Source organism: Streptomyces sp. NPDC001717, from assembly GCF_042892775.1.
Lineage (GTDB): Bacteria > Actinomycetota > Actinomycetes > Streptomycetales > Streptomycetaceae > Streptomyces.
Genome location: NZ_JBIAUK010000047.1, coordinates 40,626 through 52,873 on the forward strand (window position 1 = coordinate 40,626; position 12,248 = coordinate 52,873).

A 12,248-nucleotide genomic window follows, 5' to 3' on the forward strand; every position below is an offset into this window, starting at 1 on the left:
GGACGGTCGCCCCGGACGGTAGCCTTGGCCCGTGCCCCGTCTCTCTGAAGTCATCGCCGCGCTGGACGCTCTCTGGCCCCCCTCGCGGGCCGAGCAGTGGGATGCCGTCGGCACCGTCTGCGGCGACCCCGATGCCGAGGTCTCCCGGGTGCTGTTCGCCGTGGACCCCGTACAGGAGATCGTCGACGAGGCGGTGAAGCTCGGTGCCGACCTGGTCGTCACCCACCACCCCCTCTACCTGCGCGGCACCACCACCGTCGAAGCCGGCACCTTCAAGGGCCGCGTCGTGCACACGCTGATCAAGAACGACATCGCGCTGCACGTCGCCCACACCAACGCCGACACCGCCGACCCCGGAGTCTCCGACGCCCTCGCCGGCGCCCTGGACCTGCGGATCACCGGCCCGCTCGTGCCCGACCCGACCGACCCCAACGGCCGCCGGGGCCTGGGCCGGCTCTGCGAACTGGACCACCCCGAGACCCTGCGCGAGTTCGCCGCCCGCGCCGCCGCCTGGCTGCCGCACACCGCGCAGGGCATCCGCGTCGCGGGCGACCCCGACGCGATCATCCGTACGGTCGCCGTCAGCGGCGGTTCCGGCGACAGCCTCTTCGCACAGGTCCGCGCCGCGGGCGTGGACGCGTACCTCACCGCCGACCTGCGCCACCACCCGGTGTCCGAGGCCCGTGAGCAGAGCCCCCTCGCCCTGATCGACGCCGCCCACTGGGCCACCGAGTGGCCCTGGTGCGAGCAGGCCGCCGCACAACTCGACGCGATCTCCGAGCGCAACGGCTGGGGCCTGCGGACCCACGTCTCGCGCACGGTCACCGACCCCTGGACGGCGCACGCGCCGTCCGTCACCTCCCCTTCTACCTCTGGAGCCCCCAACTGAACGCCGAGCCCGCCGACCAGATCCGACTTCTCGACGTCCAGGCCCTGGACGTCCGGCTGTCTCAGCTCGCCCACAAGCGCAAGTCGCTGCCGGAGCACACCGAGGTCGACTCGCTGACCAAGGACCTCACCCAGCAGCGCGACCTGCTCGTCGCCGCGCAGACGCAGGCGAGCGACGCGGCCCGCGAGCAGACCAAGGCGGAGCAGGACGTGGACCAGGTGCGCCAGCGCGCCGCCCGCGACCAGGCGCGACTGGACTCCGGCGTCGGCGTCTCGGCCCGTGACCTGGCCAACCTGCAGAGCGAGGTCGTCTCCCTCGCCAAGCGCCAGGCCGACCTGGAGGACGTGGTCCTGGAGGTCATGGAGCGCCTGGAGGGCGCGCAGGAGCGGGTCACCGAGCTGACGGAGCGGGTCTCCGCGCTGGAGGCCAAGCTGGCCGACGCCACCGCCCGCCGTGACGCCGCGACCGGCGAACTCGACGCCGAGGCCGCCAAGGTCACCAAGGACCGCGAGGTCATCGTCGGCTCGATGCCGACCGACCTGATGGCCCTGTACGAGAAGATCCGCGTCAAGCAGGGCGGGGTCGGCGCCGCGCGCCTGTACCAGCGGCGCTGCGAGGGCTGCCGGCTGGAGCTCGACATGGCCGAGATCAACGAGATCAAGGCGGCCACCCGCGAGCAGGTCGTGCGTCACGAGAACTGCGGCCGCATCCTGGTCCGTACGGCGGACTCGGGCATCTGATGCAGCGGCCGGTCCGGTTCGTCGTGGAGGCGGACGGCGGCTCCCGGGGCAACCCGGGACCCGCCGGCTACGGCGCGGTCGTCCTCGACCCGGTGACGGGGGAGACGCTGGCCGAGCGCGCCGAGTTCATCGGCGTCGCGACGAACAACGTGGCGGAGTACAAGGGCCTGATCGCCGGGCTCAAGGCCGCGCGTGAGCTGTCCCCGGACGCGCAGGTGCAGGTCCGGATGGACTCCAAGCTCGTCGTCGAGCAGATGTCGGGCCGCTGGAAGATCAAGCACCCGGACATGCGGCCGCTGGCGGCGGAGGCGGCGAAGATCCTGCCCGCCTCCCAGGTGTCGTACGAGTGGATCCCGCGCGAGCGGAACAAGCACGCGGACCGGCTCGCCAACGAGGCGATGGACGCGGGCAAGCGCGGCCGCCAGTGGGAGCCGTCGGCCTCCACCGCCGTCTTCTCGACTCCGTCGGGGCCCCCGGGAGACGCGGCCGCGGGCGCGGCGGCGGCCCGCGCGGCCCTCGCCTCGGGCCGTACGAGGACCACCGGCCCGGAGGCCGAGGCCGCCTCCGGCGCCGGTACGCGGACCAGCGGGCCGGAAGCGGAAGCCGCACGCGGGATCGCGGCCGGGGCGGCGGCCACGCCGGTCGCCTCCGGCGGCGGCGGGCGTAGCCACGCGACGGCGTCCGGACACGGAGCCTCGGTCGGCGCGGCGGCCTTGGCCTCGTCCACCGCGGGCGCCGCCCGCGCAAGCGGCGCTTCCGCTTCCCCGTCGGCCCGCGGCGCCGCACGCACCTCGGCCGACCGGGTCCAGGAAGCGGCCGACGTGCTGTTCACGGACGGCGGGGCCCTTCCCGAGGCCCAGGCCATGCTGGAGCCCTGCCTCGACTCGGAGGCCTCCGAGACCACGGCCGCGGCCGCGGCCCCGGCGACTCCCGGCTGGGGTCCGGACATGGGTGCGCCCGCGACCTTCGTACTGCTCCGCCACGGCGAGACCGCGCTCACCCCGCAGAAGCGGTTCTCGGGGAGCGGGGGCAGCGACCCCGAACTGTCCGAGGCCGGACGCCGGCAGGCCGCCGCGGTGGCCGAGGCACTCGCCGCCCGCGGCACGATCCAGACGGTCATCAGCTCCCCGCTGCGCCGCTGCCGCGAGACCGCGCAGGCGGTCGCGACCCGCCTCGGCCTCACCGTGACCGTCGAAGACGGCCTGCGCGAGGTGGACTTCGGCGCCTGGGAGGGCCTGACCTTCGCCGAGGTCCAGGAGCGCTTCCCGGACGACCTCCAGGCCTGGCTGGACTCCCCGAAGGCGGCCCCCACGGGCGGCGGCGAAAGCTTCATGGCGGCCACCCGGCGGATCTCCGCCACCCGCGACCGCCTGCTCGCCGCCCACGCCGGCCGCACGGTGCTGCTGGTCACGCACGTGACCCCGGTCAAGATCCTGGTCCGGCTCGCCCTGGGCGCCCCGCCGGAGGCCCTGTTCCGCATGGAGCTCTCCGCGGCCTCCCTCTCGGCGGTGGCCTACTACGCCGACGGCAACGCCTCGGTCCGCCTCCTGAACGACACCGCGCACCTGCGGTAGCCGCTCAGGGCGCAGCCCCGCTCAGGGCCCCGCCCCGCTTCAGGGCGCGGGCCTGAGCCGGCCGAGGGCCTCGACCGCCAGGTCCAGGGCCTCGGCCGCGTTCCGCGCCTGGGCACCGGCGAACCGGACCTTCCCGCCCGCCTTCTGCGCGTGCCGCCGGCGCTGCGTCGGGTCCGCGTCGGCCCAGTCGTCACGGCGTTCGATGTGCTGGGCCAGTTGGTCCAGCGCGGTCTTCAGCCGGCGGGCGAGTTCGCCCAGGCTCTCGGTCACGGCGATGATGTCGGCAGGAGTCGCGTAGGCCTTGAGGGGATCGCCGGTCGCTGCGGCGAGGTCGCGTATGAGCGCGGCGGCGTCGGCCGCGGCGGCACGGTGATCGGTCATGGATCCGAGGGTGCCCCACGGCGCACCCCGCCGATAGACGCCCGCACCCGTCGCTCGTCGAGGACAAGGCGGCCCGGCGGGCCGGGGGCAGTGCCCCTTCAGCCCCGAACGGAGTGGGAACGGCAGACGAGCCGGCCTGTACGCCGGGTTCTGTCACCCGGTGACCTCGCGGTCGCCGGGGAGACGGCCATCCATCTAGGACCGGTGTTGCCACCGGCCTCGTGCGGTCTACCCGCGAACTCGGGCGAGCAGCCCTCGATCGTCCGCGCAGACCCGTCCGGGGACGGATCCTCTTGACCTTGCTCCGGGTGGGGTTTACCTAGCCGCCTGAGTCACCTCAGGCGCTGGTGGTCTCTTACACCACCGTTTCACCCTTACCGAGGGCCGAAGCCCCCGGCGGTCTGTTTTCTGTGGCACTGTCCCGCGGGTCACCCCGGGTGGGCGTTACCCACCACCCTGCTCTGTGGAGCCCGGACGTTCCTCGGCGGGATCCGGGGATCCCGACGCGGCCGCCCGGCCGACTCGTCTGCCGTGCGAGCCATGTTACCCGGGGCGGACGTCGCGCTTGACCTTGACGCAGCGGCAGGGTTTCTACTGGGCCCATGCGGATCGGAGAGATCGCCGCGCTCGTCGGGGTCACCACCCGGGCGATCCGGCACTACCACCATGTCGGGCTGCTCCCGGAGCCGGAGCGGAGGCTCAACGGCTACCGGGCCTACGGGGTCCGCGACGCCGTCCTGCTGGCCCGTGTGCGCCGGCTCACCGAGCTCGGGCTGAGCCTCGACGAGGTGCGGGACGTCCTCGCCGACGACGCCGGCCGCGAACTGGCCGACGTACTGGAGGAACTGGACGCCGATCTGGCCCGCCAGCAGGCCGAGATCGCCGAGCGCCGGCGCCGGCTCGCCGTGCTGCTCGCCGCCGGGCCCGGGGAGGCCGAGCCGCTGTCGCCCGCGCTCGCCGCGCTGTTGGCGAAGGCGCCGCGGACGGCTTCGCGCTCGGCGGCGATGGACCGCGAGCACCTGGAGCTCCTCGACGCCTCGGGCGCGGGCGGCGAGCAGCTGTACGCGGTGCTCGGGCCGCTGGCCGCCGATCCCGCCGTACTCGCGCTGTACGAGCGGCTCGACGCCCTCGCCGAGGCTCCGGCCGACGATCCGCGGATCCCGGGGCTGGCCGCGGAGTTCGTGGCGGCCGTGCCCGAGGAGGTGTTCGCGGCCGTCCCCTCGGACGGGGTGGTCGTGGCCGGCTTCCGGGACGCCTTGCTCGCCGAGTACGCCCCCGCGCAGGCGGAGGTCGTACGCCGGGTCATGGAGGCCTTCATGGAGAGGGGGAGGGGATGAGCGCGATACGCGCGGGGCGGATCGCCGTCGCCTGCGTCGTGCCCGCGGAGCTGGGGCTGATGGTGTGCCTGGCCGCCGGCGTCCGGTTCCCCGGGTGGGCCTTGGCCGCGGCCGAGGTGCCGGCGCTCGGGGTGCTGCTGCTGGAAGTCCGGGTGCTGCGCGGACTGTACGCGGCCGAGCGGCGCCGGGGCGCGGAGCGCGGGGAGGCCTGGAGGGCGGCCGTGCGGGCCGTGGTGCCCGTGCGGGTGCGGCGGCTGGTGCGGCACGAGCTGCGGGCCGCGGCCTCGCTCGGGTGGTGGGTGCTGCGCCGCCGGCACGGGGTGCGGGAGGGGGACCTCGCCGCCGCGTACACGGGGCCGCAGACCGCCATGATGTACGGGATGGTCTTCGTGGCGGTCGTGGAGACCGTCGCGCTGTCCTTCCTCATCCCCTGGCCGGCCGTGCACCGGGTGGTGCTCGTCCTCGACGTCTACGGGGTCCTGCTCGTGCTGGCCCTGCACGCCGCCTGTGTCACCCGGCCGCACGTGGTCCGCGCCGACGGGTCCCTGCGGATCCGCTACGGGGCGCTGTTCGACCTCGTCGTGCCGCCGGACGCGGTGGGCTCCGTACGGGTGGACCGCCGCTACCCCGAGGGCCGGCTCGTGACGGTCTCCGAGGACGGGGTGCTCGACCTGATCGTGGGCAGCCAGACCACGGTGACCCTGGAGCTGACCCGCCCCCTCCCCTTCACCCGCCCGCTCGGGGCACGGGGAGAGGCGCGCGTCGTCCGCTTCCACGCCGACGAGCCGCGGGCACTGGTCGCGGCCCTCGGGGAGGGGAGCGGGCGGGCCGTCACACCGTAGCGAAGAGGATCTTCGCCGTCCCCGGGTCCGCCTGCGTCAGGCGGACCCGGACGCGCTCGCCCAGCGGCAGCGCCTCCCGCGGGGACTCGACCCGGCCGACCACCGCGGGCTCCTCCAGGTGGACCGTTCCCACCAGCGGCTCCCGCTCCTTGACGTCGATCACCGTGGCGTCGAAGGTCTCTCCGACGCGGTCCTTCAGCACGGCGGCCTCGACGAGGTCCACGGACTCCCGCTCGACGGTGTTCGCCAGCCGGGACCCCTCGGCCATCCGCTCGGGGAGGCCGGCGAGGCCGTCCACCGCCCACCGCGGGGGCTCGACCCCGGCCACCGCCGCGACGCACAGCTCGCCGGCGTACCGGTCGGCGAGCCTGCGCAGCGGCGCGGTGCAGTGCGCGTACGGGGCCGCCACCGCGGAGTGGATCGCCGGGTCGGGGGTCTCGCCGCCGCTGAAGACCGTGTAGCCCGCGCCGCGCAGCAGGGCGGTGCACTCCTGGAGGAACGCCGCGTGGGCGGGGCGGTGCGGGTCGAGGGATCGGACGAGCTCCGCGTACGGGACGTGGTGCGGCCAGTCGATCCGCAGGGCCTTCGCCGCCCGCCGCAGCCTGCCGACGGCGCCGTCGGGCGCGTTCGGCAGGGTCCGCAGGATTCCGGTGCCGGAGGCCAGCATCAGGTCGGCGGCGGCCATGCCGGTCATGAGGGAGATCTGGGCGTTCCAGCCGTCCGCGGGCAGCGGGGCGCGGTAGGCGAGGGCGTACGAGCCGTCCCGGGCGACGACCTCCTGCTCGGGCACGTTCAGGGAGATGCCGCCGCGCTCCCGCTCCAGGGCCTCGCGGAGCCGGCCGACGTCCTTGAGGAGGGCGAGGGGTTCCTCTGCGGTGCCGGAGTCGATGGCCTTCTGGACGCCGTCGTAGTCGAGCTTGGCCCGGCTGCGGACCAGGGCGCGGCGCACGTCGGTGGTCTCGACCCGGCCGTCGGCGTCGAGGTCGAGGCGCCACAGCAGCGCCGGGCGGGTCCGGTCCGGCAGCAGGCTGGCCGCGTCCTCCGAGAGGACGGCCGGGTGCAGGGGGACCTTCCCGTCGGGGAAGTAGAGCGTGGTGACCCGGCGGTGCGCCTCGGCGTCGAGGGCGCCGCCCGGGGTGACGAACGCGGCGACGTCGGCGATGGCGTAGTGCACGCGGTAGCCGCCGGAGGACCGTTTGGCCAGGTGCATGGCCTGGTCGAGGTCGACCGAGTCCGGGGGGTCGATGGTGAAGAACGGGATGTCGGTGCTGTCCTGCTCGGGGAGGCGGGGGTGCGCGGCCGCCCGCTCCGCCTCGGCGAGGACCGGTGCCGGGAACTGTCCGGGCACCTCCAGCTTCGTCCGCAGTTCACGCAGCGCGGCCCGCAGGGCAGCCCCGTCTGCGCCGGTCATGTGCATCTGACGGCGTGGCATGGGTCGAGCCTAGGGGCGGGCCGCCCGTCCGGCACGGCGAGCGGTGGGGCGGCGGGTGCGGGGCCGTCTACCCTGGCTCGGGGGCCGCATCCCCTGCTCAGCGTCGTACCGAAGGAGAACCACCGTGCTCGTGCTGCTGCCGCCGTCCGAAGGAAAGGCCGCCGGCGGCTCCGGCGCACCCCTGAAGCCGCAAGAGCTGTCGCTGCCCGGACTGGCCGCGGCCCGTGCGGAGGTGCTGGAGGAGCTGGTCGGGCTGTGCGGGGCCGACGAGTCGAAGGCGCGCGAGGTGCTCGGCCTGAGCGAGGGTCTGCGGGGCGAGGTGGCGAAGAACCTTGAACTGCGGACCGCGGCCGCCCGCCCGGCGGGGGAGATCTACACGGGCGTGCTGTACGACGCGCTGGGCCTGGCCGACCTCCCGGAGTCGGCGCGGAAGCTCGCCGAGGACTCGCTGCTGGTCTTCTCGGGCCTGTGGGGCGCGGTCCGGGTCACCGACCGGATCCCGTCGTACCGCTGCTCGATGGGCGTGAAGCTGCCCGGGCTGGGGGCGCTGGGCGCGTACTGGCGGGGGCCGATGGCGGAGGTCATGCCGGAGGCGGCCGGGGACGGGCTGGTACTGGACCTGCGGTCGGCGGCGTACGCGACGGCGTGGAAGCCGAAGGGCGAGCCGGCGGGGCGGACGGCGACCGTGCGGGTGCTGCACTCGCAGATGGTGGACGGCGTGGAGAAGCGGTCGGTGGTGAGCCACTTCAACAAGGCCACGAAGGGCAGGCTGGTCCGTGACCTGCTGCTCGCCGGAGCCGTGCCGGCGGGCCCGGCCGAGCTGGTCGAGGCCCTGCGGGACCTGGGCTACGTGGTCGAGGCGGAAGCCCCCGCGAAGGCGGGCAAGGCGTGGTCCCTCGACGTGGTGGTCACCCAGATCCACCACTGACCTCCCGGTGGGGGGGGGTGACGCGGGTCCGTTGGGGGCTCCCGGACCAGCTCCGCCCGGGGCACCACCCAGCCCCGCCGGCGTTTGAGGCGCGGGGTCCGGGGCGGAGCCCCGGCAGCGGCGCCGCGCCGACAGGTCGGCCCCGCCGGGAGGCTAGCGGCCCAACGGCCAGGCGACGGCCGACGGGGTCTGGGGTGCGGTGCCCGCGTACAGGGCGCACGCGTCGGTCAGGGTTTCCAGCAGGGTGAGCGGGTCCGGGAGGGGGTGTTCCATGCCGCGGATCCAGGTCACCGCGTGGTCACCGGGCAGGGCCGCCGGGGGGACCAGGACGTAGCTGCCGCGGCAGTGCCAGCGCAGGCCCGGGTGCTCGTCCATCGTCTCGGGGTGGCAGTCCAGTTCGCAGGGCCACCACTCGTCCTCGTCCTCGGGGGTGCCGCGGGTGGCGGTGAAGAAGAGCATGCGGGCCTGGTCGCCGGTGCCGCCCGACTCGGCCACGGGGCCGACCTCGATACCGGCCTCCAGCAGGCGGGCGAGGGCGTCGGCGCCGGCCTCCAGCGGGACGTCGAGCACGTCATGGACCATGCCGGTCGCGGTGACGAAGTTGGCCTGGGGCTGGTTGCGGGCCCAGCGTTCGACCTGGGCGCGGTCGGTGGTCGACTGGGTCTGCCACGCGAAGGAGAGCGGGTGCCGGGCCGGCGTGGGACAGCCGATGCGGTCGCACGAACATCGGTAGCCGGCCGGGTGGGCGGCGGGGGCGAGCGGCAGACCGGCGGCGGCGACCGACAGGAGCAGCGCCTCGCGCTCGCGCCCGGGGTCCTCGGCCGCGGGTTTCCGGCGCCGCAGCAGCCACTGGGAAATCCTGCTCTGCGCGCCGCGCGTGACGCGGCCGGACTCAGACCCCATCTATCCCCTCACCAAACCTTGCCGCTGCAGACCCTGGCAGACCCTCACATCGTCCCACCATCCTGAGCCCCGAGTGACCGGTCTTGACGAGCGGGGGGCCGGTATGAGGTGGCCGAAAATCTATGCATAGACGGGCGAATGGCGCATATCGCCGCCCGATGTTCGCGATTCAACCGGCGGTGACGTTGGCCACCCCGCCCAGCACCCGGTCCACCAGGGCGTCCGTGAAGGCATGCGTCAGCGGCCCCGTCCGCATCAGCCAGCGGTAGGTGAGCGGGCCCACCAGCATCTCCACCGTCAGCCGCAGATCCGTGTCGGGGGCGAGCTGTCCGGCCTCGCGGGCCGTGCGCAACCGGGCCTCGTAGAGGGCGAGCTGCGGCTCCAGCAGCCGCTCGGTGAACTGTGCCCCGAGCTCCGGATCGGTGGCCCCGGCAGCCGTGAGGGCGCGCGCGGGGGCCGCGTACTTCTCGTCGTTGAACTCGTCGACCGTCGCCCGCAGGACGGACTTCAGGTCGGCGGCGAGGTCCCCGGTGTCGGGGAAGCCGGTCCACCCGGCCTCGCCCTCCGCCTCCCCGGCCGGCGCCAGCGAGGCGTCGAGGAGGACCGCCGCCTTCGACGGCCACCAGCGGTAGATGGTCTGCTTGCCGACTCCCGCGCGGGCGGCGATGGCCTCGATGGTCAGCTTGTTGTAGCCGACCTCCCCGACGAGGGCGAGCGAGGCGTCGAGGATCGCGCGCCGGGAGCGGTCGCTGCGACGGGAGGCGTCAGGTGTCTTGGGCATGGCTCGAAACTACCAACCGAGACGTCTCGTCTCCTCCTTGCCCGGTAAACCACCCAATCAGTTCACTGCGGTGTGCGGCTTGAGGAGAGACGATTCTCTCCACACTCGTCGCATGCCGACGTCGTAAGTCGTGAGGAGCCTTCTTTGCGCAGAGACGCCACACCCCGGCGCTACCTGATGTGCCCACCGGCACACTTCAAGGTCACCTACTCCATCAACCCGTGGATGGATCCCACGAAACCGGTGGACCTGCCGCTCGCCCTGGCCCAGTGGGAGGACCTGAGGGACCGCTACCGCGCCCTCGGGCACACCGTCGAGACCCTCGTCCCGGATCCCGGGCTGCCGGACATGGTCTTCGCGGCCAACGGCGCCCTCGTCGTCGACGGCCGGGTGCTCGGCGCCCGGTTCGCCTACCCGGAACGGGCCGCCGAGGCCGAGATCCACCTCGCGTGGTTCCGCGACCACGGCTACCGGGACGTCCACGAGCCGTCCCACGTCAACGAGGGCGAGGGCGACTTCGCCGTCACCGCCACCTACATCCTGGCCGGCCGGGGCTTCCGCTCCAGCCCGCTCTCCCACGACGAGGCGCAGGAGTTCTTCGGGCGCCCGGTCATCGGCCTCGACCTGGTGGACCCGCGCTTCTACCACCTGGACACGGCGCTCTGCGTCCTCGACGGCGACGAGATCATGTACTACCCGGCGGCCTTCTCGCCGGGCAGCCAGGGCGTACTGCGCCGGCTCTTCCCGGACGCGCTGATCGCCGACACGGCGGACGCCGCGGCACTCGGCCTGAACGCCGTCTCGGACGGTCGGCACGTGCTGCTCCCCCAGGAGGCGACGGGGCTCCTGGCACCGCTGAGGGACCGGGGCTTCGAACCGATCCCGATGGATCTGGGGGAGCTGCTCAAGGGTGGCGGCAGCGTGAAGTGCTGCACGCAGGAGCTGCGGCCCTAGTCGCTCTCGGTGTCGTGGGAGGGCGGGGGCCAGGCGTGGCCCCACTCGATGTCGCGAGCGGCCTTGTAGAGGTCGCCGTGGCGCTTGGTCACGTTGACCTTGGTCAGGCCCTCGTCCTCCCGACCGCACAGCTCCAGCAGGACGAGCCCCTTCCGGATCTGCGGCTTCCGCGTGATCCGGGAGGTGGCCGGCCGGGTGGGGAAGCGGGTCGCTGCGACGTAGCTGAACTTCTCGTCCTCGTACGGGAGCGAGCCGCCCTTGACCTGGCGGTGCAGGGAGGACCGGCTGACCCGTGCCGAGAAGTGGCACCAGTCCCGGCCGACCTCGATCGGGCAGGTGCCGTCGTGCGGGCAGGGGGCGGCGACGTGGAATCCGGCCGCGATCAGCTGGTCGCGGGCCTCGCGGATGCGGAGGTAGCCCTCCGGGGTGCCCGGCTCGATCAGGACCACGGCCTGGCCGGCGCGGGCCGCCTCGGCGACGACCGCGGTGCGGGCCTGCGGGGTGAGCTCGCCCAGTACGTACGAGACCGTGACGAGCTCGGCATCGGGGATGGCCATCCCGGCGCCGATGACGGCCCGCCGCCAGTCCGCTGCGCGGAGCTCGGGGGAGGGGGCCGCCTGCGCGAGTTCCCTGCCGAGCTTGAGGGCGGGCTCCGCCCAGTCCAGGACGGTGGTGTCGCGGGGACCGTCCCAGGTGGCGTCCACCGCCCAGGTCGCCGAACCCGTGCCGCCGCCGACGTCCACGTGCGAGGCCGGGGCCCAGTCCGGGGCGGCCTCCGCGAGCGCGTCGAGTGCGGAGCGGACGGCCTCGAAGGTGGCCGGCATCCGGTACGCCGCGTACGCCGCGACGTCCGAACGGTCGCGCAGCACGGGCGCGTCGGTCGGGGTCTGCCCCCGGTAGCTGGCGATGAGCCGCTCGACCGCGGCGGAGGCCTGCTTGGGCGGGAGGCCGTCGAGGAGACCGCCGAGTGCGGTGCGGAGGGTCTCGGCGGTGGTGGGGGCGGGGGCTGGATTCACCTCCGAATCCTACGCCGAGCGGCCTCCCGGCCCGGCCGTCGGCCAAGTGCGGCGCCGCCGCGGTGGCTCCGCCCCCCGCCCCCGAACCCCCACGCCTCGAACGCCGGCGGGGCCGTCGAGGCCGGAAGCCCGGGGCGGGTCGTGTCCGCCTCCGGCGGCGCCTCAAACGCCGGCGAGGCTGGATGTGGCTGCTGCCGCCTGCCCGGCGCGCCTGGTCTGACCCGCAGGGCCAAACCAACAGGGCACGTCCAGCTCCGCCGGCACCATCCAGCCTCGCCGGCGTTCGAGGCGCGGGGCACCATCCGGCCTCGCCGGCGTTCGAGGCGCGGGGGGACCTTTCCAGCCTCGCCGGCGTTTGAGGCGCGGGGTCTGGGGCGGAGCCCCAGGACGGGTCCGGGGCGGAGCCCCGGGGAACGGTGGAAGGGCGGGTAGGGGACCAGCCCCGCGCAGCGGCACCCCGCCCCCGCCCGC

Annotated in this window: 12 protein-coding genes and 1 other RNA gene; 7 read left to right on the forward strand and 6 right to left on the reverse strand. The window is 74.5% G+C overall.

Going from position 1 to position 12,248, the window contains the following annotated elements:
* Nucleotides 1-31 precede the first annotated feature (31 nt).
* The 3 genes from ACFYZL_RS38475 to ACFYZL_RS38485 are packed head-to-tail and all read left to right on the forward strand — an operon-like array spanning nt 32 to nt 3,203.
* Entirely contained in the window at nt 32-889 is an 858-nt protein-coding gene (locus tag ACFYZL_RS38475) for a Nif3-like dinuclear metal center hexameric protein (RefSeq protein WP_384592939.1), read from the forward strand.
* Nucleotides 886-1,629: a zinc ribbon domain-containing protein gene (locus ACFYZL_RS38480; protein WP_384748084.1), complete on the forward strand. Its 744-nt coding sequence runs from the start codon at nt 886-888 to the stop codon at nt 1,627-1,629. Before ACFYZL_RS38475 ends, ACFYZL_RS38480 begins: the two co-directional genes overlap by 4 nt.
* Nucleotides 1,629-3,203 carry a bifunctional RNase H/acid phosphatase gene (locus tag ACFYZL_RS38485; RefSeq protein ID WP_388685621.1) on the forward strand — a complete coding sequence of 525 codons (1,575 nt, stop codon included), beginning with the start codon at nt 1,629-1,631 and terminating at the stop codon, nt 3,201-3,203. The genes ACFYZL_RS38480 and ACFYZL_RS38485 overlap by 1 nt, the downstream gene beginning before the upstream one ends.
* Nucleotides 3,204-3,242: 39 nt before the next feature.
* Here the strand turns inward: ACFYZL_RS38485 and ACFYZL_RS38490 are convergent, their stop codons facing one another.
* The gene (locus ACFYZL_RS38490; protein ID WP_384748060.1) at nt 3,243-3,584 is read right to left on the reverse strand and encodes a hypothetical protein; all 342 of its coding nucleotides are present in this window, start codon (nt 3,582-3,584) and stop codon (nt 3,243-3,245) included.
* A 123-nt stretch (nt 3,585-3,707) separates the two neighbouring features.
* Nucleotides 3,708-4,109, reverse strand: an RNA gene (gene rnpB, locus ACFYZL_RS38495) — RNase P RNA component class A.
* A 77-nt stretch (nt 4,110-4,186) separates the two neighbouring features.
* Here rnpB and ACFYZL_RS38500 point away from each other — a divergent pair.
* Together ACFYZL_RS38500 and ACFYZL_RS38505 are read left to right on the forward strand one after the other, a co-directional pair.
* On the forward strand, nt 4,187-4,921 hold the full coding sequence (locus tag ACFYZL_RS38500; RefSeq protein ID WP_388685624.1) for a MerR family transcriptional regulator: 735 nt from the start codon (nt 4,187-4,189) through the stop codon (nt 4,919-4,921).
* Complete coding sequence (locus ACFYZL_RS38505; RefSeq protein WP_388685627.1) at nt 4,918-5,763, forward strand: hypothetical protein; 846 nt, start codon at nt 4,918-4,920, stop codon at nt 5,761-5,763. The genes ACFYZL_RS38500 and ACFYZL_RS38505 overlap by 4 nt, the downstream gene beginning before the upstream one ends.
* On the opposite strand, the gene ACFYZL_RS38510 is transcribed toward ACFYZL_RS38505, so the two are convergent.
* Nucleotides 5,753-7,195, reverse strand: a complete 1,443-nt coding sequence (locus ACFYZL_RS38510) for an RNB domain-containing ribonuclease (protein ID WP_384748068.1) — start codon at nt 7,193-7,195, stop codon at nt 5,753-5,755. The genes ACFYZL_RS38505 and ACFYZL_RS38510 overlap by 11 nt on opposite strands.
* Nucleotides 7,196-7,319: 124 nt before the next feature.
* Between ACFYZL_RS38510 and yaaA the strand changes: the two genes are divergently transcribed.
* A complete protein-coding gene (gene yaaA, locus ACFYZL_RS38515) occupies nt 7,320-8,123 on the forward strand; it encodes a peroxide stress protein YaaA (protein WP_388685630.1) in 804 nt (267 codons plus the stop codon).
* A gap of 153 nt (nt 8,124-8,276) precedes the next feature.
* Here the strand turns inward: yaaA and ACFYZL_RS38520 are convergent, their stop codons facing one another.
* Together ACFYZL_RS38520 and ACFYZL_RS38525 are read right to left on the reverse strand one after the other, a co-directional pair.
* Complete coding sequence (locus ACFYZL_RS38520; RefSeq protein ID WP_384592960.1) at nt 8,277-9,026, reverse strand: bifunctional DNA primase/polymerase; 750 nt, start codon at nt 9,024-9,026, stop codon at nt 8,277-8,279.
* 169 nt (nt 9,027-9,195) lie between these two features.
* Nucleotides 9,196-9,807 carry a TetR/AcrR family transcriptional regulator gene (locus tag ACFYZL_RS38525; protein ID WP_384748074.1) on the reverse strand — a complete coding sequence of 204 codons (612 nt, stop codon included), beginning with the start codon at nt 9,805-9,807 and terminating at the stop codon, nt 9,196-9,198.
* Between the two features lie 72 nt (nt 9,808-9,879).
* Here ACFYZL_RS38525 and ddaH point away from each other — a divergent pair, with 72 nt between their 5' ends.
* Nucleotides 9,880-10,761, forward strand: coding sequence for a dimethylargininase (gene ddaH / locus ACFYZL_RS38530; RefSeq protein WP_384748076.1), 882 nt, complete (start codon nt 9,880-9,882; stop codon nt 10,759-10,761).
* Here the strand turns inward: ddaH and ACFYZL_RS38535 are convergent.
* Nucleotides 10,758-11,777, reverse strand: a complete 1,020-nt coding sequence (locus ACFYZL_RS38535; protein WP_388685634.1) for a small ribosomal subunit Rsm22 family protein — start codon at nt 11,775-11,777, stop codon at nt 10,758-10,760. The two genes, ddaH and ACFYZL_RS38535, sit on opposite strands and share 4 nt — an antisense overlap.
* Nucleotides 11,778-12,248 lie beyond the last annotated feature (471 nt).

Coding starts and splice junctions, on each gene's coding strand:
- ACFYZL_RS38490 (WP_384748060.1), bottom strand. CDS start 3,584: ATGACCGATCACCGTGCCGCCGCGGCCGACGCCGCCGCGCTCATACGC.
- ACFYZL_RS38505 (WP_388685627.1), top strand. CDS start 4,918: ATGAGCGCGATACGCGCGGGGCGGATCGCCGTCGCCTGCGTCGTGCCC.
- ACFYZL_RS38520 (WP_384592960.1), bottom strand. CDS start 9,026: ATGGGGTCTGAGTCCGGCCGCGTCACGCGCGGCGCGCAGAGCAGGATT.
- ACFYZL_RS38485 (WP_388685621.1), top strand. CDS start 1,629: ATGCAGCGGCCGGTCCGGTTCGTCGTGGAGGCGGACGGCGGCTCCCGG.
- ACFYZL_RS38510 (WP_384748068.1), bottom strand. CDS start 7,195: ATGCCACGCCGTCAGATGCACATGACCGGCGCAGACGGGGCTGCCCTG.
- ACFYZL_RS38500 (WP_388685624.1), top strand. CDS start 4,187: ATGCGGATCGGAGAGATCGCCGCGCTCGTCGGGGTCACCACCCGGGCG.
- ACFYZL_RS38525 (WP_384748074.1), bottom strand. CDS start 9,807: ATGCCCAAGACACCTGACGCCTCCCGTCGCAGCGACCGCTCCCGGCGC.